This is a genomic window from Curtobacterium sp. MMLR14_010, assembly GCF_001865015.1.
Taxonomy (GTDB): domain Bacteria; phylum Actinomycetota; class Actinomycetes; order Actinomycetales; family Microbacteriaceae; genus Curtobacterium.
In genome coordinates this window covers 558,065-584,660 of record NZ_MJGV01000046.1, presented here as the reverse complement: position 1 = coordinate 584,660, position 26,596 = coordinate 558,065, and the positions used below count along the sequence as shown (strand labels likewise).

The 26,596-nt window shown below is 70.8% G+C and carries 27 protein-coding genes; 11 read left to right on the top strand and 16 right to left on the bottom strand.

Features of this window, described 5'->3' with window-relative positions; genetic code table 11:
* Nucleotides 1–63: 63 nt before the first annotated feature.
* Complete coding sequence (locus BIU98_RS11325; protein ID WP_071275917.1) at nucleotides 64–1,014, bottom strand: zinc-binding alcohol dehydrogenase family protein; 951 nt, start codon at nucleotides 1,012–1,014, stop codon at nucleotides 64–66.
* A 72-nt stretch (nucleotides 1,015–1,086) separates the two neighbouring features.
* Here BIU98_RS11325 and BIU98_RS11320 point away from each other — a divergent pair, with 72 nt between their 5' ends.
* The gene (locus tag BIU98_RS11320) at nucleotides 1,087–1,503 is read left to right on the top strand and encodes a MarR family winged helix-turn-helix transcriptional regulator (protein ID WP_071275915.1); all 417 of its coding nucleotides are present in this window, start codon (nucleotides 1,087–1,089) and stop codon (nucleotides 1,501–1,503) included.
* A gap of 49 nt (nucleotides 1,504–1,552) precedes the next feature.
* Here the strand turns inward: BIU98_RS11320 and BIU98_RS11315 are convergent, their stop codons facing one another.
* The 4 genes from BIU98_RS11315 to BIU98_RS11300 form a co-directional block, all read right to left on the bottom strand.
* On the bottom strand, nucleotides 1,553–2,404 hold the full coding sequence (locus BIU98_RS11315) for an alpha/beta fold hydrolase (protein ID WP_071275913.1): 852 nt from the start codon (nucleotides 2,402–2,404) through the stop codon (nucleotides 1,553–1,555).
* Nucleotides 2,405–2,498: 94 nt separating this feature from the next.
* Nucleotides 2,499–3,563: a Brp/Blh family beta-carotene 15,15'-dioxygenase gene (locus BIU98_RS11310; protein WP_083393181.1), complete on the bottom strand. Its 1,065-nt coding sequence runs from the start codon at nucleotides 3,561–3,563 to the stop codon at nucleotides 2,499–2,501.
* Nucleotides 3,560–4,828 (bottom strand): lycopene cyclase family protein, encoded by a 1,269-nt coding sequence (locus tag BIU98_RS11305; RefSeq protein ID WP_175481340.1) that lies wholly within the window; start codon nucleotides 4,826–4,828, stop codon nucleotides 3,560–3,562. Before BIU98_RS11305 ends, BIU98_RS11310 begins: the two co-directional genes overlap by 4 nt.
* On the bottom strand, nucleotides 4,815–5,735 hold the full coding sequence (locus tag BIU98_RS11300; RefSeq protein ID WP_071275909.1) for a bacteriorhodopsin: 921 nt from the start codon (nucleotides 5,733–5,735) through the stop codon (nucleotides 4,815–4,817). The genes BIU98_RS11305 and BIU98_RS11300 overlap by 14 nt, the downstream gene beginning before the upstream one ends.
* Before the next feature lie 123 nt (nucleotides 5,736–5,858).
* On the opposite strand from BIU98_RS11300, the gene BIU98_RS11295 reads away from it, so the two are divergent.
* Complete coding sequence (locus tag BIU98_RS11295; RefSeq protein ID WP_071275907.1) at nucleotides 5,859–6,500, top strand: response regulator transcription factor; 642 nt, start codon at nucleotides 5,859–5,861, stop codon at nucleotides 6,498–6,500.
* Between the two features lie 220 nt (nucleotides 6,501–6,720).
* Here BIU98_RS11295 and BIU98_RS11290 read toward each other — a convergent pair whose 3' ends face one another.
* A complete protein-coding gene (locus BIU98_RS11290) occupies nucleotides 6,721–7,164 on the bottom strand; it encodes a MarR family winged helix-turn-helix transcriptional regulator (protein ID WP_071275905.1) in 444 nt (147 codons plus the stop codon).
* Nucleotides 7,165–7,240: 76 nt separating this feature from the next.
* Here BIU98_RS11290 and BIU98_RS11285 point away from each other — a divergent pair, with 76 nt between their 5' ends.
* The 3 genes from BIU98_RS11285 (at nucleotide 7,241) to BIU98_RS11275 (ending at nucleotide 9,607) form a co-directional block, all read left to right on the top strand.
* Nucleotides 7,241–7,738 (top strand): pyridoxamine 5'-phosphate oxidase family protein, encoded by a 498-nt coding sequence (locus BIU98_RS11285; RefSeq protein ID WP_071276495.1) that lies wholly within the window; start codon nucleotides 7,241–7,243, stop codon nucleotides 7,736–7,738.
* Nucleotides 7,735–8,472 (top strand): NAD(P)-dependent oxidoreductase, encoded by a 738-nt coding sequence (locus BIU98_RS11280; protein WP_217635693.1) that lies wholly within the window; start codon nucleotides 7,735–7,737, stop codon nucleotides 8,470–8,472. Before BIU98_RS11285 ends, BIU98_RS11280 begins: the two co-directional genes overlap by 4 nt.
* Nucleotides 8,473–8,566: 94 nt before the next feature.
* Nucleotides 8,567–9,607 (top strand): lipocalin-like domain-containing protein, encoded by a 1,041-nt coding sequence (locus BIU98_RS11275; RefSeq protein WP_071275903.1) that lies wholly within the window; start codon nucleotides 8,567–8,569, stop codon nucleotides 9,605–9,607.
* Nucleotides 9,608–9,807: 200 nt separating this feature from the next.
* Here the strand turns inward: BIU98_RS11275 and BIU98_RS11270 are convergent, their stop codons facing one another.
* On the bottom strand, nucleotides 9,808–11,004 hold the full coding sequence (locus tag BIU98_RS11270; RefSeq protein ID WP_071275901.1) for a glycosyltransferase: 1,197 nt from the start codon (nucleotides 11,002–11,004) through the stop codon (nucleotides 9,808–9,810).
* Nucleotides 11,005–11,073: 69 nt separating this feature from the next.
* On the opposite strand from BIU98_RS11270, the gene BIU98_RS11265 reads away from it, so the two are divergent.
* Nucleotides 11,074–11,970 carry a UbiA family prenyltransferase gene (locus tag BIU98_RS11265; protein ID WP_071275899.1) on the top strand — a complete coding sequence of 299 codons (897 nt, stop codon included), beginning with the start codon at nucleotides 11,074–11,076 and terminating at the stop codon, nucleotides 11,968–11,970.
* Complete coding sequence (locus BIU98_RS11260; RefSeq protein ID WP_071275897.1) at nucleotides 11,967–13,400, top strand: NAD(P)/FAD-dependent oxidoreductase; 1,434 nt, start codon at nucleotides 11,967–11,969, stop codon at nucleotides 13,398–13,400. Before BIU98_RS11265 ends, BIU98_RS11260 begins: the two co-directional genes overlap by 4 nt.
* A gap of 116 nt (nucleotides 13,401–13,516) precedes the next feature.
* Here BIU98_RS11260 and BIU98_RS11255 read toward each other — a convergent pair whose 3' ends face one another.
* On the bottom strand, nucleotides 13,517–14,098 hold the full coding sequence (locus tag BIU98_RS11255; protein WP_217635692.1) for a hypothetical protein: 582 nt from the start codon (nucleotides 14,096–14,098) through the stop codon (nucleotides 13,517–13,519).
* Between the two features lie 212 nt (nucleotides 14,099–14,310).
* Here BIU98_RS11255 and BIU98_RS11250 point away from each other — a divergent pair, with 212 nt between their 5' ends.
* Nucleotides 14,311–14,865, top strand: a complete 555-nt coding sequence (locus BIU98_RS11250; protein ID WP_071275893.1) for a TetR/AcrR family transcriptional regulator — start codon at nucleotides 14,311–14,313, stop codon at nucleotides 14,863–14,865.
* A gap of 55 nt (nucleotides 14,866–14,920) precedes the next feature.
* On the opposite strand, the gene BIU98_RS11245 is transcribed toward BIU98_RS11250, so the two are convergent.
* The 5 genes from BIU98_RS11245 to BIU98_RS11225 form a co-directional block, all read right to left on the bottom strand.
* Entirely contained in the window at nucleotides 14,921–15,727 is an 807-nt protein-coding gene (locus BIU98_RS11245; protein WP_254787866.1) for a response regulator transcription factor, read from the bottom strand.
* Between the two features lie 189 nt (nucleotides 15,728–15,916).
* Complete coding sequence (locus tag BIU98_RS11240) at nucleotides 15,917–16,621, bottom strand: ABC transporter ATP-binding protein (protein ID WP_071275889.1); 705 nt, start codon at nucleotides 16,619–16,621, stop codon at nucleotides 15,917–15,919.
* Entirely contained in the window at nucleotides 16,614–17,579 is a 966-nt protein-coding gene (locus tag BIU98_RS11235; protein WP_071275887.1) for an ABC transporter ATP-binding protein, read from the bottom strand. Before BIU98_RS11235 ends, BIU98_RS11240 begins: the two co-directional genes overlap by 8 nt.
* Complete coding sequence (locus BIU98_RS11230; RefSeq protein WP_139200674.1) at nucleotides 17,576–19,774, bottom strand: FtsX-like permease family protein; 2,199 nt, start codon at nucleotides 19,772–19,774, stop codon at nucleotides 17,576–17,578. Before BIU98_RS11230 ends, BIU98_RS11235 begins: the two co-directional genes overlap by 4 nt.
* Nucleotides 19,771–22,578 (bottom strand): FtsX-like permease family protein, encoded by a 2,808-nt coding sequence (locus BIU98_RS11225; protein WP_071275883.1) that lies wholly within the window; start codon nucleotides 22,576–22,578, stop codon nucleotides 19,771–19,773. The genes BIU98_RS11230 and BIU98_RS11225 overlap by 4 nt, the downstream gene beginning before the upstream one ends.
* A gap of 268 nt (nucleotides 22,579–22,846) precedes the next feature.
* Between BIU98_RS11225 and BIU98_RS11220 the strand changes: the two genes are divergently transcribed.
* Nucleotides 22,847–23,329 (top strand): GNAT family N-acetyltransferase, encoded by a 483-nt coding sequence (locus BIU98_RS11220; RefSeq protein WP_071276491.1) that lies wholly within the window; start codon nucleotides 22,847–22,849, stop codon nucleotides 23,327–23,329.
* Nucleotides 23,330–23,701: 372 nt separating this feature from the next.
* On the opposite strand, the gene BIU98_RS11215 is transcribed toward BIU98_RS11220, so the two are convergent.
* The 3 genes from BIU98_RS11215 to BIU98_RS11205 form a co-directional block, all read right to left on the bottom strand.
* On the bottom strand, nucleotides 23,702–24,340 hold the full coding sequence (locus BIU98_RS11215; RefSeq protein ID WP_139200673.1) for a hypothetical protein: 639 nt from the start codon (nucleotides 24,338–24,340) through the stop codon (nucleotides 23,702–23,704).
* 141 nt (nucleotides 24,341–24,481) lie between these two features.
* On the bottom strand, nucleotides 24,482–24,733 hold the full coding sequence (locus tag BIU98_RS11210) for a hypothetical protein (RefSeq protein ID WP_071275879.1): 252 nt from the start codon (nucleotides 24,731–24,733) through the stop codon (nucleotides 24,482–24,484).
* A gap of 42 nt (nucleotides 24,734–24,775) precedes the next feature.
* Entirely contained in the window at nucleotides 24,776–25,798 is a 1,023-nt protein-coding gene (locus BIU98_RS11205) for an endonuclease/exonuclease/phosphatase family protein (protein ID WP_071275877.1), read from the bottom strand.
* A 156-nt stretch (nucleotides 25,799–25,954) separates the two neighbouring features.
* Between BIU98_RS11205 and BIU98_RS11200 the strand changes: the two genes are divergently transcribed.
* Both BIU98_RS11200 and BIU98_RS11195 read left to right on the top strand, forming a co-directional pair.
* A complete protein-coding gene (locus BIU98_RS11200; RefSeq protein WP_071275875.1) occupies nucleotides 25,955–26,137 on the top strand; it encodes a hypothetical protein in 183 nt (60 codons plus the stop codon).
* A gap of 33 nt (nucleotides 26,138–26,170) precedes the next feature.
* Nucleotides 26,171–26,572 carry a hypothetical protein gene (locus tag BIU98_RS11195; RefSeq protein ID WP_071275873.1) on the top strand — a complete coding sequence of 134 codons (402 nt, stop codon included), beginning with the start codon at nucleotides 26,171–26,173 and terminating at the stop codon, nucleotides 26,570–26,572.
* The last annotated feature ends 24 nt before the right edge of the window (nucleotides 26,573–26,596 follow it).

Here is a 26,596-nt window from a genome sequence, read left to right as displayed (position 1 = left end):
ATCCACGACTCGACAATCCACCGCTCCGCGCGGCTCGACTGTCACACCTCAATAGCCGATCCTCTACCGGCGGCCTGTCGTGAACACAACGCGACCCGTCGTCGCACCATCACCGGCCCAGCGCGCCGCGACCTCCCGGAAGGGTGCAGCTTCAGCGTCGATGGCCACCGTGCGGTCTGCGATCGCCGAAACGATGCCAGGCAGCTCCGAAACGAACGCGGCACGTCCGACGGAGCCCTGCCCGCTGCCGACGATGCTCAGCCCTGATGCACGAAGCGCTGCCGACGGGACCGGGGCATCCTGCCCCGCAGTCGAGCCGATCGCGATCCAGTCCAACTGGCGCCCGCGGTCCTGTCGGGCCGTGACGAGGGACCGCATCACGTCTGCCGCGGGCTGCCCCCAGACGTAGTCGATGACCACGTCAACTTCGGCCGCCGCCTCGCCCACCGCCTCCGGATCGCTGAGGGATACCAATGCATCCGCCCCCAGCTCACGCACGCTCTCAAGGCGTGCTGCGTCACGGCCACTGGCGATGACGGACGAGGCGCCGAGGTGCCGTGCGACCTGCACCGCGGCGCTCCCGGACGCTCCCGTGGCCCCGATGATCAGCACCCGGCTGCCCGACGCGAACTCGATCCGGTGCCGGAGCGCAACCCACGACGACATCACAGGATTTGCCCCCGCCGCCACCGCGACAGGGTCTGCGCCATCAGGGAGGACGACGCTGGCGCGCGGATCCGCGGCGACGCGTTCCGCCATCGTTCCCCGGGTGTCGCTGGTCACGACGAAGTACCGCAGTGACCCGTCCGGGAACCGGCCCACCGCGTCCACGCCTGGGATCAGCGGGATTGCCCCCTCGCTCGTGTAGTGCGAACCCGCGGCCTGCGACCTCACCCGCGGGTGCAAGCCCGCGGCCACGACGTCGACGACCACCTCACCGGCCGCGGGTTCCGGTTCCGGGAACTGCTGCCAGACCGGTGCCTGACCAAACTGCTCGACGACGGCTGCGTACATGAGATCCTCCTATTGCTTCGTGTTGCGAACAATGTAGTTCGTAGTGCGAAACACGCCAAGTAGGATCGAGGCATGGACCATGATGACGAGGCGGACCAGCTCGTGGACGCGCTCGGCGAGCTGTCCTTCCGCACGATGGGAGCGCTGACCGAGATCGCGGCGGACGAGGGGGTGTCCTTGACCCAGCTCCGAGTGCTGGCGATCCTGCGGGATCGACGCCTCAGGATCGGGGATCTCGCGCAGTACCTCGGACTGGAACGTTCGACGATGACTGGCCTCGTCGCGCGCGCGTCCGCCAAGGGACTACTCAGCCGGCAGCCGAATGCGGACGACGCGCGCGCCGTCGATGTCGTCATCACCGACACAGGCATGCGGGTCGCGCGGCGCCTGGGAGCCTCGATGCGCGAAGCGCTCGCACCCATGACAGCCACGCTCGACCCGGCTCGTCGATCGCAGCTGCACGCACTTCTGGATGCGATGCTCCACTGATCGGACGTCTCACTAGCCGATCGGCTATTGAGGCGCTGCTGCGCCCGACTCACAGTGTGAAGAAGGCGTGGAGCGCGGCGCTGATCTGCTCGGGGCCGCCGCTGTTCCATGGGCCGTCGTGGCCGAGTCCGTCGAATTCCACGTGCCGCGAGTCGGGGATGATGCCGGCAAGGTCGCGGATCGCGGTGCGGAGGAATGCCGGGCTCGCGGTTCCGCTGAGCAGCAGGACTGCACAGTCGACGCTCGCGTGGTCCTGGATGTGGCCGTCGCGTTCGGCGACGTCGTGGAAGTCGTAGCGGACGCCCGGAAGGAGGTCGCGGAGCGATGACGCTGGGCCGGGCTGGCGGGACTGGACCGCGAGGACGACACGGCCCAGGGCGCGGGCGATGAGCCGCGGGGTTCGCGCAATGAGCGTAGGCGCGGTCCCTGCAATGACGAGCGCGTCGATGAGTGCAGCCCCGGACTGTCCGCGCTCGATTTCGGCGTTGAGTCGGCGGATGCCGTCCCGGTCGATGCCGTCGCGGTAGAACGGGGGCTCGTAGACCGCGAGCTGCTCCACTTCGGGCAGGGTGCGTGCGGCTTCCAGGGCGATGACAGCGCCGGAGCTGAGTCCGAAGAGCTTCGTCGCGCCGGTCGCGGTCATGATGGCGTCGAGGTCCTCGACGTCGCGGGCGATGGTGTGGTCGGTGGTGTACGGGCGCGGGCTGATCCCTCGGCCGCGTCGTTCGGCGGTGATGACTGTGAACGAGGAGGACAGGGCAAGGGCGAGGTCTCGGTATGCGTGGACGTCAGCCATCGCGCCCTGCACCAGGACGATGCCTGGTCCGGCGCCCTGGCGGAGGTAGCCGATCGAGGTGCCGTCCCGAGACGCGACGTGCTCAGTGACGATGCTGTGATCCATGGCGTCAGCATGGCATCAACCACAACACTGGCAGCGCCAGCGATGCCGCCACGTCCGCCCAAGGATCCTCTGCCGCACGGGGCTGGGGTCTCGATCATGCTGGCCCCGTGTCGGTGGTCTGGTTGCAATGCCAGGTGTGTTGGATGTGGTCCATCCACGTCACGACGACGGCGTGCGGTGTCGTCAGCGCGGCGATGAGTGCGAGGTAGGTACCGAGGTCGGCGCGGTGCAGGGTGAGCGCGAGGGCGACGAGCATGCCGACGGCGATCGCCGTGATGGGCCATGCCTGCCTCATGAACTGCAGGAACGGTGCCAGGAGCTGGCCGCGGTGGAGCTGTTCCGCGGAGCCGCTGTCGGTGAGCTCGAGGCGGAGGATGTGGCGGACGGAGTGCCAAAGGGTGAAGTAAAGCCCGACTGCGAGGACCGGGGGGACGATCGCGAAGAACACGACGAGGACGATGTCCTCGGAGGCCTGGCGCCAGAGGGGCGTTCCGTTTCTCCTGACCGCGGTGAGGTGGAGCAGGATCAGTGCGCCAACGAGGACACCGACCGCGATGCGGAGGGGAAGGGACACGCTCGCGACCGCGTCGTGGTCAGCGCCGAAGTCGGTGACGGTGCCCGTGACGACGGCAGTCGCGGCTGCCGGTTGTGCGATGAAGGGGACCAGCATCGGCAGTGCGCCGCGCACGGCGACGGTGAGTGCGGCGCCGCCGCGCCCTGTCGTACCGTCATCGAGGATCCGATCGATGAAGAGGTCGCCTTGACCCCAGTGGAACCAGGTGATCACGATGAATGCCGTGAACCCGAGCACGGGCGTGGCCGTCCACAGCGCGGCGGTCGCCGTCCCGACGACGAGGTAGAGCGTGATGACGACGAGGACGGAGCGGGCGGTGCTCGTCCCTGGCCGCAGCCGAGCAGGGACGAGGTGGTCGAGAGCGCCGTGGGGCAGGCCGAAGACGAGGATGCTGACCGCGAACGGCACGAGTTGCACCGGCATCGGGATCTCCGCCCCCGCGAGGTGCACCGCCGCGCTGAGCGTCGCGACGACGAGCAGCAGCGTCGTCACTGGAGCGAGGATGCGGTCCGACACCCACGTCTGCAGTGCTGGCGGTGTCGCGGCTGCTGCGGGCTGGACGCCCCCGCGAACGAGCGCGGTCACTGCGCAGCCCACCGGTGCCGCCGTCGGTGACCGGCGTCGGCGATGGTGGAGCGGAGGGCGCGGAGGAACGGGCGTTTCTGCAGCGCGAGCACGATACGGAGGTCGTCCGCGAGGGTGGAGCGTTCGGTCATGAACCGCACAACGAGCGGGCCGGGCAGGGCGAGGAGCCTCCTGAATGCCTCGGCAGCGTGGTCGGGCCGGTCGCGCAGGAAGCGGAGGAACACCGCGTCGAGGAACCGTGTCCGGGGGCGGTCGGTGAACGCGGGGACGGGTGTGCCGCCGGCGAGGTGCCGGGCGAGGGCGACGCTGTGGCGGTTGCTGCGCGCGAAGCCATAGCCGCTGCTCGGCCGGGTGGTCCCGATGACGGTCGACGGCATGTGGGTGAAGGCGCGGCCGGTGAGCCCGATCGGTGGCGCGTCGGTCATCGGGATGCACCCGGCTTCTTCCTCGTCGACCTGCCATTCGTTCGGGGTCAGTCCCCAGCGGCGACGCACGTGGCTGGCGATGTGGAAGCGGTGGTCGAACGGGTCGGCGCCGTCGGGTGTGAACAGGGTGCTCTCGACGAATGCGACGTCCGGTGCGACGGGGAGGACGTAGATGAACCGGACCGCACCTCCGGCGTGCTGGTCGGTGAAGTCCATGAGGGTGACCGTGGAGGTGTCGAAGACCGGCCGGGTCGTGGTGACCCACTGTCCGACGAACCGCTGGTGCAGGAGGACACGTCCCGGCTCGACGTGCTCGGGACAGCGTGGCCCGCGCGCGTCGAGCACCGTTCCTGCGCGGACCACGCCGTCGGGTGTGTGGACGAGTGCGTGGTCGGTCTCGGCTGTGACGTTCCGGACGGGTGATCCGTCGATCACGGCAGTCGACGTGGTGCGGAGGCGTCGCTCTGCTGCGGCGCGTCGGTCCGCGGCCCGCACGAGGACGTAGGGGTGTTCCGGGTCCGTCCCGGTGCTCGTGCCGTGGTCGGTCCGAACCTCCCATCGGTTCCAGGTCGCCGACTGCGCCTCGGGCAGCGGGTCACTGCCGTCGTCCCACGAGCACCAGGACCGTGGATCGGGGGTGGAGCGTCCCTCGAGCACCAGCACCGATGGATCGCCGGGGAGCTCGGTGAGGCGGACAGCTGTCGCGAGTCCGGAGCAGCCGGCGCCGATGATCGCGACGTCGACCTGAGCCGGGAGTGTCGGCCGGACGGGGCCGGGGGCCGGAGCGGTGTGCGCTCCGGCCCCCGGGGTGGTCGCGACCGTCAAGTCAGTGGCGGCCACGCTGCTCACCGGCAACGGTGGCGGTGTTCTGGGAGTGGTGGGTCGTGGCGGTGTTCGGGATGGTGCCATCGGAGAGCTTCTCCGAGGAGATCCAGAGCGCCTCGGGGAGGGTGTCGGTGCCGGCGCGGACGTCCTCGGCGGAGCGGAGCTTGGCGATCTTGTGGATCATCGAACCGAATCCGACCTTCGCGACGATGTCCGCGGCGGAGAGGACGACCTGCATCCAGGTGATGACTGCACCGCCGTGGCCCCAGCCCTGCAGGCCGAAGATGATCGGGTACGCCATCCAGGTGACGATGAGCAGGATCCCGGCGTTGCGGAGCGTCGTCGCGGCCTCGGAGCCCTTGAGGTCACGGCCGCCCTTGACGACGACATAGATGACCAGGAAGTACAGGATCACCATGAAGATGCCGGAGATGATGCCCCAGATCCAGAGCGCGCCCATGTTGGTGCCGGAGTCGATGACGACGCCGCCGATGAAGCCGGTGCTGATCATCAGGAACGCCGCGGCGATGCCGGCAGCGCGGAGACGTCGTGCTGCTGCCCCTGCGAGGGTGGCGACGGCGATGAGTTCGATGACAAGCAGCGGGACGGTGACCGTCCAGTCGAAGTAGCGCGGCGCCCACGACAGGATCGCGTTGGCATTCGGGATCCAGGACTCGCCCTTCCGGTCGTAGCCGAGTGCGAACTCGACCACGAGGAGCACGTAGGACAGGAACGCGATGCCGGTGATGCACATGCCGGCGTAGACGCCGGTGCGGTACCGGCCGGTGATCTCGTTCGTGGAGACCCAGGACTTCACGAAGAAGGCGAAGAGCGCAAGTCCTGCGACGGAGAGTGCGTAGACGATGATCGAGTGCTCCGCGAGCGTGAGCGTCGCGTTCCATGGAGCGAGTGCGTCGGGCATGAGGGTCCTTCCGGGTTCGTGTCCGGACCGGGATGCGACCGGTCCGTACTCTGGCTTCACCGAACGAACCAGGACGGTAAAGGCCCCGTGTCACCCCTAGGGGTGAAACAGGAGAGGACTCTCATGCAGCAGCGGATCCGTGTGGCGCTCGTGAACGACTACGAACTCGTGCTCCGCGGACTGGCCGACATGCTTGCGCCGTTCGTAGACCGGGTCGAGGTCGTCCAGCTCGATGCGCGTCGACGCGTCACCGCTGACGTCGACGTTGCGCTCTACGACACGTTCGCGCAGCCGGAACCGGACGACGAAGACGTCTCACGGTTAGTGTCGAACCCGCGCATCAAGACGGTGGCGGTGTTCACGTGGAAGATGGACCAGGACCTCATCGACGCGGCCGTGCGACGTGGCGCCACCGGATACTTCGCCAAGAGCATCACCGGTGCGGAGCTCGCGGAGGGATTGCTGCAGGTGGCCGCCGGTACCCATGTCATCGGTGCACCGCGTCGACGGGTGCCGAGCGGTCCGGGTGTCGAGTGGCCGGGCCGCGGGCAGGGCATCTCGGACCGGCAGTCGGAGATCCTCGCGCTCATCACCCAGGGCAAACGCAACGTGGAGATCGCCGAGCTGACGCACCTGAGCCCGAACACCGTCAAGACGCACATCCGAACCCTCTACAGCAAGATCGGTGTCGTCACCCGCGTCGAAGCGGCACTCTGGGGCACGGAAAACGGGTTCAAGCCCGACCACCGGAGCATCGACCGGTAGGCGACGGCTATCGGATCCACAGCGCTGGAAGGTGTGACGTCCGAACTGCAGTGATGCGGGCGCCGACCGTCTGGCGCTGAGCGAAGTGCGCCGGTGCCGGCGGAAGATTTCGCTCTCCTGCTCGAGGAGCCGGATCCGCTTCTGCACGTACACGGTTCGCTCCGCCTTCGCGCGGATCGCCGTCAGGAGCGACCGCAGCACGTTGCTAGACGTCCTTTGACTACTGAGAGATCGCGATCTTCAGCAGGAGCCGGTTGAGCTCTCGGCTCTCGGTCTGGGTGAGCCCGACATCGCCGAGGTCGTTGGCGTCGATCGCGATGCCCCACACGTCGTCGAGGAGGCGCCTGCCCGCTTCCGTGATCTGCGCGGGATTGGGGCGCCCCCTCAAACGTGTCCCGCTGCGCTGGATGAGGTCGCGTTGCTCCAAGCCGTCCAGGAGGGGCGCAATGCTCTGTGGGCGGAGCAAGACCGATCGGGCAATCGAAGCCGTCGTGAGCTCCCCGTCCTGCTCCAGGAACGCCAGCACACCGAACTGAATCGGGTTCAGGTCATGGGTCGCCAGGCGGTCAGCGAGTCGATTCCCGACGAACCGCGCCACGCGGACGACGTTCCAGGTCAGGACGTCGTCGAGGTTCTTCCCTTCCTGGGTGTCTGTCGGTTCCACGTCGTCATCCTTCCATCCATCCCGTCCGGCAGGTATCGTCAAGAAACAGAAATCTGTTAGAGATTTGGAGAACTTCATGCCCGACCCCACCACCCCCGAGCAGCATCACGTCGTGGATTTGATGAGCAAGGCGAAGGTCGCGATGTTGACCACAACGACGGCCGACGGACGAATCGTCAGTCGGCCGATGGCACTGCAGGAAACGGAATTCGATGGCGACCTCTGGTTCTTCACCTACGAGACCTCCGCGAAGGCGCGGCAGATCAGCGCACACCCCGAGGTGAACGTCGCGTTCACCGACGCAACGGGCCACTCCTGGACCTCACTCGTAGGGCGAGCATCGCTTGTCCATGACCGTGAGCGGGCGAAGTCCCTTTGGGCCAAGCCGCTGCAAGCGTGGTTCCCGGACGGGCCACAAACCGAGGGGCTCGTCCTGCTCAAGGTCGAAGCGGACACCGCCGAGTACTGGGACGGACCCTCGAGCACGATTGCCTACATCGCGCAGGCAGCTCGGGCGGCCGTGACCCGGAACCCGGACCACGACCCCATCCGCAACCGCACGGTCGAGCTGTGATCGCCAACGACAGCGAGGCCGCAGGGAGCCGGGGAACGACGGGACATCTTTCTCGGCTGCTGGTCTTGGGCGCCAACGGCCCGACAGGACGGGAACTGGTGCGACAGGCCCTCGATCGCGGACACGAGGTCCACGCGCTCACTCGTCACCCTGATGCATTTCCCATCCGTCACGACCGACTCCACGTCCTGGCCGGCGACGCAACCGACCGGGCCGTCATCGACGACGCTGTGCTGCGCACGGACGCCGTGATCTGCACGATCGGCACGAAGTTCACCCGGCACGAGGTGGACGTGTACTCCACCAGCGCACACCTGCTGATCACGGCGATGGCGAAGTACGACCGGCGACGCTTGATCGTGGTGACGTCGTTTGGAGTCGCCCCGTCGCAGCATCGCCGCGGCCCCGTGCAGAAGGGCTCGTACGTGCTGGCGCGGCGCACCTTCGCACGCACCGTCTACGACGACATGGCACGGATGGAGTCCTACGTCTCCACCAGCGACCTCGACTGGACCATCGTGCGCCCTCCCGGTCTCACCAACACCCCAGGCGAGGGCTACGCAACACAGGAGACAGAGATCAACGGCGCTTTCTGCGCCCGTCCGGACCTCGCCCTGATGCTGCTCGATCAGCTGACCGACGACCAGTACCTCCAGAAGATTGTTGCAGTCACCACGCCCGGTCTCGCGGTCAGCGCGCTGCAGATGTTCAAGGAAGAAGTACTCAAGCGATGACGATCCCCTCCAATGCTCCCACCCCTCTCACCGGCACCAGCGAGGCGACACCGTGACCCCACTCCGTGACACTGCCGCGGTCACCCAAACTGGCGTGGCGTTCTCCGATGGCCTCCAGCAGCAGCCTGGCGATGGACGAAGCGAGCTGTGGCACTTCGACGGCCGACTCGACGACGGCACGAGCATCGGTATCGCCTTCTGCCTGGTCGGCACCGATCCTGACGATCCGGAACGGTACCGAACTGTGGTGAACGTGATGCTCACCGACGCCGACGGTGACAACGTCGTCCACTTCACAGCCGGCTCCATCCGGGCCGACACCGTCAGCTCGGACCAGTGCGACCTGCTCTTCGGAGCGAACCACGTCCGAGGCGACCTCAGCACCTACGACCTGCACGTCGAGAGCGAAGACGGATCTCTCGTCGTCGACCTGCACTACACGGCTCTGACGCAGCCCTGGCTCCCCGGCGGCACCGGAGGGATCACGCTCGACGACAACACCCACTTTGCCGACCTGATCATAGCCCGCTGCTCCATTACCGGAACCCTCACGCGGAACGGCAGTCCGACGGCGGTCACCGGCGAGGGCTACCACGACCACCAGTGGTTCGACACCGACCCGATGGACACGTGGCACCACTGGCTCCTCGCACACCTCTACACCGATGACGCCACCGTTGTCGTCTACGACCTCGTCGCCAACGCCGCGCACGGGCACGTCCACACGACCTGGCTCGGTGTCTTCGGACGCGACGGCAGCCTGCTCCACGACGGCCACGATCGAGTGGCCAGTTCCGCTGAGACCGTCACCGACGACTCGAGCGGAAAGGAGTACCCGAAGCGCATCACCTACACGGGCAACGATCCAGCGGACGAGATCGTCGTCTCGTTGGACTGGGCACAGACGCTCGTGAACGAGGACCTCTACGCCGCCGCGTCAAGGACTGGCGGCCCTGACACCGAGCTCGGCGGAGCGTCGCGTGCAGAGTACGACCGCAGGGGCATCCAGCCCACGTACGCGCGCTACGTCGCTCGAGGCGCCGTCCATCTCTCCCACGAGCAAGGCATCATCGACGGAGTCGGCGAAGCCATCTGCGAACTGAACTACCCCGGCGGAGAGCCAGCGTCCTGGTAGGAGTCGACGGTCAAAGGGCGAGCGGGGCGCCGCCAGCTAAGTCGTCTCCACGGTGCGACTGTCACCGCGTCGCTGCGTACTCCGGCAGCGCCCACTCCCCGCCGCGGTCAGTGCTTCGCCGTGCGGCGATGCGCTCGGGCAGTCGCAGGGCGCAGACCACGCGCAAGCGAGGCGCCCTGACCGCCCTCGGGACACACGGATCAGAGGGACTCGAGCACGTCGACCGCCCGGTGTACCCCGTGCTCCCGTCGCATGACCCGGCCGACCTCGGCCGCCCGCTCACGACGGGACAGGGCGTCGCCCATGGCGGGGACGAGGGTGCCGGCCGACAACCGGCGGAACGGGATCGGGGCGGCGGCCACCCCCTGTCGGTGCAGCTGGGCAGCCCAGAACGGCTGGTCGGCGGTGACGGGGACGACGACGGCGGGCACGCCAGCCCGGGCGACGGCGTGAGCGGTACCGGCCCCTCCGTGATGCACGGCGAGCACTGCGCGTGACAACACCGCATCGAACGGCACCGATCGCACCGCCAGCACATCGGGGTCATGGCATCCGGCCGGCAACGCGAGCCCGCCCCAACCGGTGACGAGCAGCACCCGGAGGCCGTGGGATCGGGCCGCCGCGACGATGGTGCCGCTGCGGGCCGACGCATCACCGGTCGACATGGACCCGAACGAGGCGACGACGAAGGGGCCGGCGCCGACGAAGTCGCCGACGACGGGGTCAGAGGACGTCGACGGCGCCTCCTCGTACCAGGCGCCCGTCTGATGCACCTGCTCCGGCCAGTCGTCCGGCCGCGGGAGCAGCGCGGGGCTCACGGCCATGAGCGTCGCGCGCGACGGCAGCCGACCGGCGGGACGACGACCGCTCGGCAGCTCGGCGGCGGCGCGTGCCACGTCGGCGTCGAAGAGGCGTGCGGCGGTGCGCGGAACGGCGTAGGTGAACCGGTTGCGGGCGCCGAGATCGCGGGTGGCCGTGGGACCGCCGGCGGCGGGGAAGCGATCGCTCGGGGTGGCCACCGGCGCGAACTCCGCGAGCACGCGCGGCACACCCAGCGAGTCCGCCACCATCGGCGCACTGAGGATCAGCGGGTGGTGCACCACCACGTCGGGGTCGAAAGCAACTGTCTCCCGGACCGCCGCGGCGAGCATCCGCCGCATCGCGGGCCGCACCTCAGAACGCAGGTGGTGTGCGATCGCCCACGGGGTGCGACCGGCGGGGGAGAGCACCCGCCGTGCGTCCAGACCAAGAGCCACGGTGTCCACCCCATCGAGCGCGTCCGCGTCGTCGGGCAGGGCCAGCCGTACCTCATGACCCCGGGAGGCGGCGTGTCGTGCCAGGGCCACGAACGGCTCGACATCACCCCGGGTGCCGGCTGTCAGCAGCATCATGCGCATCCGCCCAGTCTGACCCGTCAGCCGTGAGCCGTGAGCCGGTGTCCGCGCCGGCGGCGTACGGTCGACCTCGTGACCCATGGCAGTGAGCGAACCCTGCGTATCGCGCCGTCGGGAATCGGGCTGGCCGTGCGTCGCCTCGTGCTGATCTCGCGCCCGGTGCTGTGGATCAACACCATCGGCTCCGGCCTCGTCGCCGTGTGGCTCACCGGTGCACTGTTCGATCTGCGGGCCCTCCCGGTCATCCTGTGGCTCACCCTGCCGTTCAACCTGCTCATCTACGGCGTCAACGACATCTACGACCAGGACACGGACGCGGCCAATCCCCGCAAGGGCTCGATCGAGGGCGCCAGGATCCGGCAGTCCGAGGTGCGGTTCATCGCGATCGCCGTCGCGATCGTCAACCTCCCGTTCCTCGTCGTCTTCGCCCTCACGCTGCCGCCGCTCGCGAACGCTGCGATCCTCCTCTACGCGGGCGTCTTCGTCTTCTACTCCGCCCCGCCGCTGCGCTTCAAGGCGCGGCCCTTCGTCGACTCGCTGAGCAACGCGGCCTACGCACTGCCGCTGGTCATCGTGCCCGCTGCCCTCGCGGTCACGCCGGTCTGGCCCGCCGCCCTCGGGCTGATGGCCTGGAGTGTGGCCAAGCACGCCTTCGACGCGGTCCAGGACATCGTGGAGGACCGCGACGCGGGCATCGAGACCACCGCGGTGCGGCTCGGTGCGCGCGGGACGGCCCTGTGGAGCGGATCGTGGTGGATCGTCTCCACGGCGTTGTTCGCCGTGGTGAGCGTCCCCGTGGCCGCCGTCAACCTGCTCATCGTCGGCATCCTCGTGGTGCGCCTGCTCCGCGACCCGACGCCGGCCACCGGTCACCGCCTCTACCGTCTGTCGGTCGCCTTCCCCTACATCGCGGGGTCGTTCGCCGGGGTGCTCCTCATGGTCTCGATCGTGCTCGGGGGCTTGTCGTGAGCCGCGTCGTCGTGGTCGGTGGCGGGATCGGCGGCCTCACCGCCGCCGCGCTGCTCGCGCACGCAGGCCACCGCGTCACCCTGTTCGAGGCCTCCTCCGAGCTCGGCGGCAAGAGCCGTCGCATCCACCTGGGAACGGACCGCATCGACACCGGGCCGTCGCTCGTGACGTTCCCGGCGGTGTGGGACGAGCTGCTGCGGCGACTCGGGGACGGTGGGCGCGCCTCCGACCGCGCCCGCGACGACGGCCGTCTCGAGCTGGTGCGGATGCCCGAGGTGGGCCGGTACTACCACGACGGCGAGGAGACCTCGCTGCCGGTGGCACCCGACCACCCCTGGTACCCCGCCTGGCGTCGGTTCTCCGACCTGCACGCCCCCCTCGCCGACGACGTGACCGAGCTGCTGCTCGCCGACCCCCTCGACCGGGCTGCCCTGCCGGCGCTCCGCAGGCTGCTGGCCGTCTACGGCTCGCGCCTCACCACGCGCGCCTACCTCGACAGCCTGCCGTGGCTGCCGGACGGGCTCCGCGAGGTCATCGCGATCCACACCCTCAACGCGGGCGTCTCACCCTCGCGGACCCCGGCCCTCTACGCGAGCATGCCGGCGATCATGGCGGAGACCGGCGCGTGGGTGCCGCGCGGTGGCGTGTACGAGATCGTGCTGGCGCTGGGCCGGCTGGCCGAGGCCGCCGGGGTCGAGGTCCGCACCGGCGAGGCAGTCACCCGCGTCGAGCGCGGGTGGGTCACCACCGACGGCGGGCGCCATCCCGCTGACCTCGTCGTCAGTGCCCTGGACGCCGACCGGCTCGCCACGCTGATGGGTCCGTCGCGGATGCCGTCGCTTCCGCGCCTGCGTCCCCGCACCCTCTCCTGCTCGGCCATCGCGGTGTACGGCGTGCTCCGGGAGGAGTTGCCGGCGGAGCTCGCGACGCACAGCGTGGTGCTGCCGACGAAGCCGGCAGCGCTGCACCGCAGCCTCGAGGCGGGCGACGAGCCGGCGGACACGATGGTGTTCGTCAACCAGTACCGCGCTGGCGAGGTGTACCCGAACCCGCGCGGCACCGTCGGCATCCTGCTCACCGCGCCGGCCGACGGCGGGCACTACTCGGCCGAGCACCCCTTCGTGCGGCGCGAGGTCGACCGCGTCTCGTCCGCGATGGGACTCGACGGGCCCCTCACCGACCTCCTCGACGAGCAGGTGGTGCTCGATCCGCAGTACTACGCAGGGGGCGGCGAACCGCACGGCGCGCTCTACGGGGCGGCCCGCCCGCCGTGGCTGAGCGGGCCGTTCCACCGCCCCTCCTACAACGACCCCTGGCGGCCCTGGCTGTGGCGGGTCGGCGCGTCGGTGCACCCCGGCGGCGGGATCCCCGCGGTCGTGGGCGGTGCGATGATCGCGGTGACCCGTCTGCTGAAGTCGATGCCGGTCTGACCTCGCCCTGAGGCCGGTCGACACGACAGCTCCACGGATGCAGCGCTGATCGCGCGGGCCGAGCCTCCAACCGCTTCGGCACGGCTCGCTCCGGTTCGTCGTCGGGGCGTCCTGCGTCACCTGCTCGTGACCCAGTCCTCGAACCGCGGGCCGACGATCTCAGCCTCACGAGCAGGCAACAGGACGCCGTCGCGGAAGGCCCGACCCATCCGGCCCGGGATCGCGAGGGGCACCGGGATGACGCCGGGCTCGGGCAGCGCCTTCGTCATCGCCCACAACGTCATGGCGTCCGGACCCGCGACGTCGACCTCTGGCTCGGATCGATCGCCGACGACGACGTCGGCGATCACCGATGCCACCGCGTCGAGTGCGACCGGGGCGATCATCATCCCAGGGACCAGCGCGACCGGCCCGACGCGCATCCGCTCCAGGTTCTGCCGGGCGAACTCGAACCACTGCGTGGAGCGCACGATGGTGAGGCGCGGGCTGACGGAACGAGCGACTGCCTCCTGCGCGGTCTTGCCGGCGAAGTAGCCGTAGCCCTGCACCTCGGGGAGCATGCAGTGGACGATCGAGAGCAGCACGTGGTGTGCTCCGTTCACCTGCGCTGCGCCTCCGATCGCCCGGGTGGACGCCGTGAAGAACGCCGTCGCCGCCCTCCGGCTCGTGGTGAACTGCCCCGTCGCCTCGATGACCACGTCGCACCCCGCAAGCGCGGTGGTCGCATCGTCGCGCACCACGTCGAACCCCCGTGACCGGGACAACCGCGTGACAGACCATCCTCGCTCTTCCACTGCCCGGCTGATCGCGTCGCCGGAGACTCCGCCGCCCACCACTGCTGCTCGCATGACCCCACCATTCCTCTACGTTTGTAGAGACACTACGGTAGGAACGGCCGGAAGGGGCAGACGTGGATCGGCGAGAGCAGCTGGCGGACGCGGGGATCCGGCTCACAGCGCGCGGCGGGATGCGCGCGCTCACGCATCGCGCAGTCGACGCCGAGGCCGGACTGGCTGCCGGATCGACGTCGTACTACGCCCGCACACGTCGAGAGCTGACCGCGCTCGTGGTCGCCCGCGTGACAGCGCAGTTGTCCGCCGAGCTCGGCGCCCTGCAGATCCCCGATGACCTCGACGACGCTGCTGTCGTGCAGATCGCCGCAGCGTTCCTCGAACAGCTCGCAGCGCGAGCGGAAGCGCAGGCAGCCCGGCTCGCGCTCCTGCTGGAGCTCCGCGACGACCAGGACCTCCGCGCTCCGCTCACCGGGGCCGACCCCGTTCGCGCCCGGCTCGACGATGTGGCTCGGTCACTCCTCAGCTCGCTCGGAGTGGTTGCTCCAGAGCAATCGGCGGTCACGCTCGTCGGGCTCATCGACGCGATGTTGTTGTACCGCACGGCCGCGGTCGCACCCCTCGACACCGTCTCCGTCCTCACCGCGTTCATCGCAGGGCTCCCGCGTCGATGACCGCGGGCGCTGCGTCCTCGACCGGCGACGGTGCGCGTGGTCCAGCGCTCCTCCGCTACGGAGACCGGAACGGCGCAACGAGTCCTGTTCGGTAGGCGAACGCGATGAGCTCGCTGCGCGACGACAGTCCCAACTTCGCCAGGATGTTGCTGACGTGCGTCTTCACCGTCGCTTCGCTGATGAAAGCTGCCTGTGCGATGTCGGCATTCGAGCGGCCGTCCGCGACGAGTGCGAAGATCTCGCGTTCCCGCGTCGAGAGGTCACCGACCGATTCGGGGACCGCGACCGGGAGGACAGTCGCCGTCAGTTCGGCCTCTCGGACCTGGTGAGCGCGCCCGGTCCTCCACGAGACAGCAGTTGCGGCGACGCAGATGACGACCCAGGTGAATGCGTTCACCGCGACGTCGACGCCCCACGGTTGCCCGTTGACGAGCCCCCAACGGCCCGACACCGACAACGCCGGGATGGTCAGCAGCGTCCCGATCGCCACGGATGTGATGCGCAGGAGCACGGAGGTCCGCGCTCGCGCGACGGCGGGGACCGAACGGGAGAGCACCGCGGGCAGGGGCAGGAGGATGAGGTAGCCGACCCAGCTCGACTGGCTGAACCGCGCCGGCCAGAAGAGCAGCTGGGCGCCCACGAGGACCATGAGCAGCATGAGCGACTCGCGGGGTCGCGAGCCCGAGAGGCCGAGGACGACGGCATAGCCGATCATCACGAGCACCGCGTACGGATTCGTGAGGAAGGTGTCGTCTCGAGTCGGGACCCCGCTGACGACACCGGTGCGCTGCGTCGCCCACCAGGCGGCCAGCAGCACGAGCGCCAGCACGGGCGGGCCGAACACGAGCAGTCGTTTCCACATGGCATCACGGTACGACGGCGGCGAACCGGACCGCAGCCCCAGGGCACGACGTTCCTCCCGAAGTCGCACTCGTCCTTCGGGAGGACGAGGTCTCGCTCTCCCGCGCTCCCTCCGGAGAAGGACCGGCTTGCTGACACGGTTCGGGACGGGAGGCACGGTGCGGCTCCGCCAGGCGCCTCCTGTCCGCCGTCAGTCGCGGTCCTGCTCGGACCGGAGCCGTCCGTCGCGCAGCTCGACGACCCGGTCCGCGACCGCGACGACGAGCGGGTCGTGGGTGGCGACGACGGTCGCGACCCCGCGCTCGCGGGTCAGCGACACCACGAGGTCCATCACCTGCGCACCCGTCTCGCTGTCGAGCTGCCCGGTCGGCTCGTCCGCGATGAGCACGCTCCGCGGGCTCACCAACGCTCGTGCGATCGCGACGCGTTGCTGTTGCCCGCCGGAGAGCTGCCCTGGCCGCTGGGCCTCGTGGCCGGCGAGGCCGACCGCGGCGAGGGCGTCGGCCACCAGGGCGTCCCGCTCAGCGGCCGCTCGGCGGGCGATGCGGAGGGGCAGCCCGACGTTCTCGGCGGCGGTGAGGGTCGGCAGCAGGCCGAACTCCTGGTGCACGAAGCCGACCACGTCGCGGTGCAGCGAGACGAGGGCACCCTCGGACGCCGTGGCGACGTCGACGTCACCGATGCGGACCGTCCCCGAGGTGGGGCGGTCCAGGGCGCCGAGCAGCCGGAGGAGGGTGGACTTGCCCGCACCGGATCGGCCGCGGACGACGAGGAGCTCGCCCGGCCGGACCGCGAGGGAGACGTCCTCGCACCCCACGACCGCGTTCGCGCCGGTGCCGTACCGGCGGGTGAGGGCCTCGGCGGTCAGGACGGCGTCGGTCGCGACCTCAGGCATCGTCGTGGTCCGTTCGGTCGTCGGCTGTGGTGGGTGGCCCGTCGTGGGCGTCGGTGGGCTCGTCGTCGCCGCGGTAGACGCCGACGTGGTCGGGCCGCATCGCCAACCGGACGCGGTCGCGCAGGCCGAGCCGGTCGACGTACTCACTCGGGAGCTGCAGCCGGCCGGCGCGGTCGACGAGGGCGAACTCCTGCGCCTCGCCGTCCGGCGCCGACCCGTCCGTCGACGACCGGAGCGTCTCGGTGGAGGTCCGGCCGTCCCGGATGCGGACGGTCCGCCCGACGTGCTCGGACACGGTGGCGTCGTGCGTGACGATGAGCGTGGTGGTCCCCGTCTCACGGTTGACGCTGCGCAGCGTCTCGAGCAGCTGGGCGCTCGTGGACTCGTCGAGCTCGCCGGTGGGCTCGTCCGCGAGGAGCACCGACGGTCCGTTGGCGAGCCCGACCGCGACCGCCGCGCGTTGCCGCTGCCCGCCGGAGACGTCCGCAGGTCGTCGGTCGAGGACGTCGCCGAGGTCGAGCAGGTCGACGAGCGTGCTCAGGCGTGCCGCCCGGTGACGGGTGCCACCGAGTTGCATCGCCAGCAGCACGTTGTCGGCGATGGTGAGGTACGGCACGAGGTTCCGTTCCGTCTGCTGCCACACGAAGCCGACCACCGTGCGGTGGTACTGCAGCCGGGTCCTGCGGGTCATCGACGTGAGGTCCACTCCGGCGACGACCGCTGACCCGGCGGTCGGACGGTCGAGTCCCGACAGGATGCCGAGCAGCGTGGACTTCCCGGAGCCGGACGCGCCGACCAACGCCACGAGCTCGCCGCTCGCGACGTCCAGCTGGAGCCCCTGCAGCGCCTGTACCTCGACGTCGTCGGAGGCGTAGATGCGGACCAGCTCGCGGCACCGGATCGACCGGTCCGGTGTCGAGCCGGCCACACCGACGTCGGGCGCGGTCGTCGTGGTCATGGTGCACTCCTGTCGCTGACGAGGGTCGACCGTCGCCGGTCGGAGAGGACGGCGGCGACCGTCGCGGCCGAGGCGGCCAGACCGAACGCCGCAGCGGTGAGCAGGACGATGAGCGGGTCCGGACGCACGCCAGCGGAACCGGGGACGACCGCGGGCACGACGACGAGGGAGGCGGCCAGCCCGGCCACGACCCCGCCGACGACGCCGAGGACGCACCTCGGGACGAGCTCCCAGACCGTCACGGCGGTCCGGTCCCGCCCGGACAGCCCGAGCGTGCGGAGGAGCCCACCGCGGCGACGACGCTCGTGTGCGGCTGCGACGACCGTGATCACGACGGCGACCGCCGTGAGCATCGCGGCCAGCGCCAGGCCACCGACCACCATGCTCGGAGCACCCGCCACGAGCACGCTCGTGTCGAGGCCCTTCGTGGCCCCCGTCGCCGTGGCAGTCGCGGCGGCGACGGCGGCGAGCAGCACCGCGGCGACGATCCCGGTGCCGGTCGCGAGGACCACCGCCCCGAGCACCCAGGCGGGTGCAGTGCCACCGCGGGCGTCCTCGGCGATGCCGATGAACGTGGCCGCGCTGCGGTCCCGCACCAGTCGCGCGGTCCACCGCACGGACAGCGGTCGGAAGCGGAGGAGCGCGACGACCACGACGGCCGCGACGAGCAGGGGCGCCACGAGGACGAGCGGGTCACCGGCGGCCACGGACCCGTCCGACGGGACCGGGCCGCGCCGGAGCACGGCGACGACGGCAACGGCCGCTCCGGCCACGACGAGCACCTCGAACACCCATCGGAACGGAGTCGCGACCCCTCGCCCACCCAGGCCCTCGGCGACCGCCACGACCGCGGTGACGACCGGCGGGAGGAGCACACCGACCAGTCCGGCGGCGAGTCCGGCCGTCCACGGCGCTCCGGGGAGGACGACGAGTGCGGCGCCCCAACCGACCAGCGCGGCTGGGGCCGTGGCGAGCGTGGTCTCGACGGCGGACCGGAGGACCGTGGTCCGGGTGCCGGCACCACGAGCGCGCAGGAGTGCCCGGTCCGCCCTCCGCCCGGCTGTGACGACGGACGTGGCGAGGAGCACGACGACGAGGGCCACCCCGATCGGACCGGTCGCGGACACCGACAGCAACTCCCCGGACGCCGCAGCCCGCTGATCGGCGAGCCCGAACACCAGCGGCAGGAACGAGCTGAACCGGAGGACACGCACGTCGCCCTCGGGAGTGGACACGGTCGGGGGATCGGCCATCAGGTGATCGAGCCCGGCGGTGACGGGCGGCTGCGTGGCCGTCGAGATCGAGGAGGTCTCCAGGTGGTACCAGGCGGAGACCTGCGTGCCGCCGAGCTGCGGACCGATCGTGGACCAGGTGCTCGGGTCGACGAAGACGATGCCGTGCCGCGTCGGGGTCATGTCCGTGGTGTAGGTGACGAAGCTCCGGCTGCGGCCCGGGTCGAGTGCCCAGAAGTCCGAGCTCGTAGTGCGGGGCTCGATCACACCGACCAAGCGCGCCGAGATCGAGCTCCCCTCCTGGACCAACTGCTGCTCCTCGCCGGTCTTCCAGTGCATCTCACGGCTCGTCCGCGCTGTGACCACCGCCTCGAGGACGGACCGGCCGCCGACCGTGGTGGCCGGGGCAGGCCAGCGTCCCTGGACGAGACGGGAGTCCGCGCGCAGCCCCCGGTACGCGTCGATCCGGTAGCCCGTCGCCATCGGTGGTCCGTCGGGCACACCGCTGGCGGCGAACTCGGCGATCTCCCCGGTGGGCGGCAACCCCGTGTGGACGCCGATCGCACGCGCTGAGACGTGGCCGTCGTCGAGGACCCCGCGGAGCGCCGGCGCCATGTGCGTCCGCGCGTCTCGGAGTTCTCCCGGCAGCCGCTCCCAGACCTGGCGGAAGAAGCCGTCGGGGGACGAGACCGAGGTGTCGACCGCGAGCGAGACGCCCGCTGCCGGGTCCCGGAGCGACGGTGACGCGCTCGTGACCGTGCGGTCGAGGTCGGTCTCCAGGAGGGACGACACCAGCCGGGGGACACCGACCGCGGCTGCGGTGGTCAGGGCGACGAGCACGGCGAGCGCCACCAGCGCGGCCGCCTGGTCGGCCACCGACCGCCGGACCAGGCGGAACGGCCAGGGTGCCCCGCGCCCTGGTGGCGTGGACCGCCGGACGCGACGGGTCTCGTGGGCGCTCACCGTGCCTCCCGTCCGGTGTGTGCTGCCGCGCGTCGGACGGCCGAGGCGTGTGTCGCGGTGACGACCACCACGGCGATGGCGGCGACCCCGACGACGGCACCGACCACCCACCACGTCGGGACGAGGGGGACCCCGAGGCCGCCGGGCGCACTCGGCACGCTCGCTCGCACGGCGGTGACGCCGACGAGGGCGGCGGACGCGATCCCGGCCACGACGCCGATGACGAGGCCGAACGCCCCGGTGAGCGCCGGACCGATCGCGCGCACCCGCGACTGCTGGGATGCAGAGGCGCCGACCATCCGGAGTCCGAGGGCTTCGTCCTGACGGTCCCGTGCGACGGCCGCCGCCGTGGCGGCGAGGATGAGCACCGCGCAGAAGAGCGCCGCTGCCGTGCCGGCGAGCAACGCGAGGACGACCAGGCGTGCGAAGCCGGACTCGAGGCCGGTCGACGGCTCCGCGATGGTGGCCGCCGGCGCGGCCCGGGTGAGGAGAGACCGGTCGTCGTCGTGGGGAGCCCAGGCCTCGCGGACGCGCTGGGGGCGTTGGGAGGCCGCGAGGACCGCCTGGTCGAGCGTCGGGAGGTCGGCGAGGTACGCCGCGCCGCCGTCGGTCCCGGGGACGGTCGGCGCTGTCGCCACGACACGGGCGCGGAAGCTCGCCCAGGCGCCGTCCACTGCGATGGTGTCGCCGACCGCCGAGCCGGTCGCCGTGCTGGCGATGACGGGGACGACGCGGTCGCCGGCGGGCATCAGCCGGACCGCGGAGCCACTGCCCGGCTGCGAGGCGAGCGGGAGTCGCTCGGCACGGACGTCGAAGGGGCCTGGCTTGTGGCCCGGCTCCGCGACGGCACCGGCGCGGAGACCGGAGGCGTCGTACGCGGGTGCAGCAGCGGTCCACGGTCGGCTGGGCAGGACGACGCGGGTGCCCGAGACCGCGAGCGACTGCACGTCGACGTCGAGGTCTTCCAGGTCCGCACCGCCCTGGAGCGCGAGGTCGAGTGCCGCGAGCCGCCACGGGCCTCCGGGCGGCAGGGTCGCCTGCAGGGTCTGTGCCGCTGGACTGCTGCCGATGCGCAGGGCTCCCGACGGTGACGACCTCAGCGGTGCGACGTCCCCGACCCGGTCGACCACCCAGGCGACGGCACGGAGCCGGGTGTCCGCGTGCGCCGGGGTGCGGGGCGCTGTGTCTGCGCCGTCGATCCCCGCGGTGGCCGGGTTGGCCGAGCCGATCGAGGTCCGCACGCCGATCTCGAGCGTGCTGCTCGCTTTCCGGGCGGCACCGAGGGCCACGCCCGGCAGGTCGGCGCGCAGGCCCCGGACGACGCGCTGCACGTCGAACGTCCGTGGTGCGACCGGCAGCATCGCCGGCAGCGACGCGGTGTCCACACCGACCACGGCCACCGGACCGTCCGCCTGAGTGGCGTCACCGGTCGTGCCCGACAGTCGGAGCACGGGACGGACGCCCGCATCGATCGCCCGCTGGTCGCGGAGACCGAGGGGCAGGAGGTCGGAGGCGCCGTCCAGCGGGACGGGTCCGCCGACGTCCGCGCGCACCGCTGCACCGTGTGCGATCCGGCCGGTGTCCTGCAGGAAGCCGCGGGTGGAGGCGTCGACGGTGGTGCTGAGGACTCCGGAGGCGACCGCGAGCACGAGCAACGCAGCGGGGACGGACAACCGCCGTCCGTCGCCGGCGGCCAGTCGCAGGCCGACAGGACGGACGAAGCCCGGGCGCCGTCCGGACACCCGTGCGAGCACCCCGAGGAGTGCCGGGAGCCCCAGCGCACCGGTCACGCCGAGCGCGGTGAGCAGGACGGCCGGTGCGATGACGGCGAGGGGGTCGCCGGCGACGCCGGCGCGCTGGCTGCCGAACCGCCAGACGGCGACCGCGGCGACGAGGTCGAGCAGCAGGACGACCGCGGCGGCCCTGACGGCGGCGACCCGTGACGCCCGTCCGGACGTCCGAGCGTCGGCGGAGTGCCCGCGCCATGCTGCGGCCGCCGTCGTGGCGGCGACGGTGAGCACGGTCACCGACGCGGCCGCGACGACCACGTCGCGTCCGGTCGAGGTGCTGTCGGCCGCAGCCCACCGGCTCGCTGCCCACAGGGTGCCCGCCGTGCTGCCCACGGCCGCACCGATCGCGCCGACGACGAGCGCTTCGATCCCGGCGAGACCGACGATGCGGGTGTCCGACGCACCGCGCGCCCGGAGGAGCCGGTCTTCCACCACTCGTCCCTCGACGAGCAGTCGGCCCGTGAGGAACAGCGCGACCGCACCCGCGATGACGACGATCGACAACGGCACGGGGGCAGTGGCGCGGACGGCGGCCACCGCGCCCACGAGCACCGCCGTGTTCTCCTGCACCGTCGCGGCGTGCTGCGTCGTCGTCCCACCGTCCGCCGCGAACTGCCGGGCGGCGGCGGCCGGGAGGCGCTCGAAGCCGGCGTGCAGCGCGACCAGGTCGTCCTGAGTGATGCGCGCAGGGTCCGGCGAGACGTCCCACCGGGTCGTGTCGCCGCTGACCGTCGTCCGGACGCGCACCGGGACGTCGCCGAACGACCGGGTCACCAGGGAGCGGAACGCACGGTCCTGCGTGGGCCCGTCGCCGGACGCCTCGATGCGGAGCGTCTGTGACGCGGCGGGGAGATCTCGGAGTGCGTTCCGCAGATCCGTCGTGGGTGCCTGGAGGACGAGCGTGAGGGTCACCCCGGCGACGGCGGCGAGGACCGCGGCGGTGAGCGTAACGACCAGCAGCAGCGCCGTGCGACGCCGGGAGCGCAGGAGCCACGGACGGATCGCGTCGAGCATGCTGCCTTCCGAGTCGACGAGCGGGGGCGTGGTGCCACTCGTCCGTGCGGTGCTCGCCGGGCTGCCGTGGTCGACACCACGCTAGGCGTTCACCGGCAGCTCGCAAGCACCTCGCCCGGACTCCCGTGGTTCCACTGACGACGACACCAGGCCTCTCTTCACCACCCGCCGATCGCCGCGACCCGGCCCCTGAGCTGACGAGGCGCCCGATCGACGGCCGACCGTGTCGAACCGGAACGGGCTCGCCGGGCCTGGGACCCTGGGGAGCATGACACTCCTCGGTGAGCGAGTCGCGCTCGAGACGATCTCACCAGCGCTGGCGCACCGCATCATCCTGCGCGACGAGCGCCCCGGCGACGACTGGCACCCCGACTACCCGTTCGCCGACGAGCTGGACCCCCTCCGGTCGCTCGCCGCCGAGACCAGAACGGAGCCGGACTTCACCATGTACCTCGTGCGGCGGCGATCAGATGGTCTCGCCGTCGGCGGCTTCGGGTTCTTCGGTCCGCCGGACGACACGGGGACCGTCGAGTTCGGGTACGGCCTGGTTCCCGCAGCCCGAGGGGCGGGCCTGGCGAGCGAAGCCGTGCACCTGGGTCTCCGGCACGCCATGGCGTGTGGCGCACGGGTCGCGGTGGCGGACACGGACCTCGCGAACATCGCCTCGCAACGTGTCCTCGAGAAGAACGGGCTCACCGAGGTCAAGCGCACCGAGTCGCACGTGTTCTACCGACGCGCACTCACTGCCTGACAGGCGGCTCCGACGTCCGCGCGATGACGAGCGCTACCCACAGTCGGGAAGCTCTGCCGGTTCGGAGCAGCGGGACACGGTCCAGCCGCCCTGACCGTACGAGTCGTACGTCGACGTGGAAGCGACCGTGACCGCGGTGCCGTCCACCTGCGCGAAGAACGGGACAGGGTCGCCCTCGGTCGTTCGTCGGACCCAGGCAAGAGTGCCCGTTCGTCCGGCACGTGCGACGTCATCGAGGCATCGCAGTGCTCCTCGTGGCAGGTCGCCGTCACCGTCGAGGTCCACCTGCCCGCAGTCAGACGGCCGCCTACCCGCTCGTCAGTGGGTGTCGCGAGGATGCCGCCGCGGAACGGCGGCGGCGGCGAGGCGACGTCACTCTGCCTTGCGACGGTAGAGCTCGCTGAGCAGGACGTCCTCCACCGGCTCGAGTCGTAGCGGGCCGTCCGTGCGGAGCGCGACCCGGTGGACGACAGGGTCGCTTCCCCACTGTGTGGCGAAGTCGTCCAGGCGCGGTGTGCGTTCGTGATCGACGAGCCAGACGTGTTCTCGGGCGCGTTCCACCCATGCCCGGTTGGTCAGGGACCCGAACCGGAGGGCGACGATGCGGTCGAGTGGCACCGGGATCTCGATGGTGTGCGCAGTGCCGGGCACGAGGTTCTTCACCGGGGCCACGACGAGCGGAGCGATCACCTCGATCTCGCTCCCGTCGTCGAGTGAGCCCCGGTAGGTGTCGGTGGCTTCCCAGCGTTCGGGCAGTGTCCCGCGGAACGCACCGTCGAGGATGAAGCCGGTGAGGTGCACGTAGGGCACACGTTCGATCTGTTCGCGCAGGGTGAGGGTGATCGTCGCAGGGGCGTCTCCGACTGCGTCGCGCACCTCCCACTTGAGTGCGTCGCCCACAGCGATGCTCGATCCGTTCCGGATGTGCTCATCCCCGAGCCCCTTGCGCTCGGCGGCCATGGTCCGGCCGCGGCGCATGAACTTCCCGAACCACGTTCCCCCACGAGTCATGGTCTGAGCCTACGTCGCGTCTCAGTGGCCGATCCCGTCCCCATCACGACGGGGAGCAGCAGCAGCTTCGTGCCGAGCGTCGCACTGCAGCTGAGGAGTCTGTCGACGCGTCGCGGATCCGCTCCCGACGCGGCATCCAGCTCAGCGACTCCCGGAACCGGTGTCTGCGTTGCGAGCGCGCTTCCGCTCCTGTCGTCGACCGTAGTAGGCGGCGCTGATCTGGATCGCAGCGAGGATCGTCCACACGATCGCCATGGAGGTGTGGAGCCCGGACGGGTCGATGATCGCGAGGACGGTCCAGATGACAGCCAGGACGGCCCACGCCCAGACGACCCAGGGGAGGGGCTTGCCGACGAGCCGTTCGAGGAGGCTGCGCCGATGCATGTCGGTCATGTGGGTGACGTTATCCGGAGATCGGACGGCGGGGCCCGATCGTCATGCGGCTCTGGTGAGGACGGCGAACGTCGGCCGGTGGTCGGAACCGGCTCGGTCGAGTCCGTCCAGGACGGAGAACACGGCCGGTTTCCAGCTCGGGCCGGTGAACACGTGGTCGATGGTCGCCCCCAACGAGCCGGGCAGCACCGTCGGCCACGTCCCTTGCGGGTCCTGCCCCAGAGCCGTGGCGCTGTCGACACACCCGCCGAGGGTCCGCGAGGGGCTGATGTTGTCGACAGTGGCGTTGAAGTCGCCGACGGCGAGCGAGTTGCCCCTGCACTGGTTCGCAGCCCACGTGACGTGCTCGCGCCACCGGGCCGTGCTGGTGATGTCCGGTCGTTGCAGGTGCGTGATCACCAGCCGGGGGGACGTCGGGTTCGTGGGCACAGCGACGAACCCGGCCCACGCAGGAGCGTCGCGGTGATCGACGCTGTACCCGCCGAGGGAACGCGCCACCAACAGCGTCGAAGCCGAACTGTCCCATCCCAGGACCTGCATGTCTCGCTGCTTCGCGATCTCCGCCAGCGACCCCCTGGCGATCTGCTCGAAGTACTCCGGCAGCACCACGATGTCCGGATCCGTCTGTGCGATGAGGGTCCGGATCGTCGTCGCGTCGACGTCTTGCTGGTCGGTGTTCCACTCGAGTACGCGGAGCGTGCCCTTCCCCGACGCAGTGATCTGAGCCGGGTCGGCTCCGGGGGAGCGCACCGAGGCCGGCACCGCGAAGGCGACACCGACGGCGATGACCACGACGACGGCGACGATCATCGTCCACCGCGAGCGAAGCGCGGCGCCGACGATGCCGACGACGACCGCGAACGCCCCGACACAGAGCAGGAACAGGGCGTGGAACGCGACGAGGAGGAACAGCACCGGCAGCCTGCCACCGACGTGCGGGAGCAGGAGCGCCATGATCAGGAGCGCCGCGGCGATCACCGCTGACGCGGTCGCGACGGCGTTGCGTGCCCGCCCGGGTCGGCTGGACCACCCGTGTCGGGTCACCGGTCCGGGCTGAGCGGTCACGGGGACTCCATCGGTCTCGCCGCCCCCCTGGCGGACGCTCGATTGTCCCACGCAGCAGAGCCGACCAAGGGTCATGACCGTGCTCCCTCCGAATCCGCTTGTTACGGTGGTCGCAACGGGCCGAGGAGCTCGTCGTCCGTGGGAAGGGGAACCACCGTGCGACCGACCGCACTGAACCAGACCGTCGTCCTCGTCTGCGCCGTCTCGTGCCTGGTGCTCGGGCTCGTCATCGCGCCACTCGTGGCGAACGGTGTCGCGAGCTGGGTCGCCGTCCTGATCGGCCTGCTGCTCGTCGGGCAGTTGGTGCTCATGCGTCGCGCACGACGCACCGACCGCTAGCTGCCCTTCAGCCCGAGCGGACAGGAGCCTCCCATGACCGAGCCGGAGCGAACCGACCCGACGCCGGCGCCGCCCGACACGAGGGACGAGACGGCCGTGTCCCGTCGCACCGTGCAGGGCGTGCGACGCGCGAACCTGGCCAGCATCGTCGCCACCGCCCTCATCGCCGTGCTCGTCGTGGTGTCGGTGCCCGTGTCCACGACCGTCGAGTACTCCCGCCTCAGCCGCGGATGGGACCTGCCGGTCGTCATCCTGGCCGTGGTGCCGCTGGTGCTGCTGCCCCCGTACATCACCACCGGCAAGCGCGGCTCCCAGGACCTGCGGGCCCGGGAGCGGAAGGTGTTCGTCCTGGTCGCGTGCATCTACCTCGCACTCATGGTGGGGGCGCAGGTCGCCATGGGCTGGGGGTTCCTCCGCGCCGGCGGCATCTGGTGACCCCATGACGGACGGGAGGCTCGG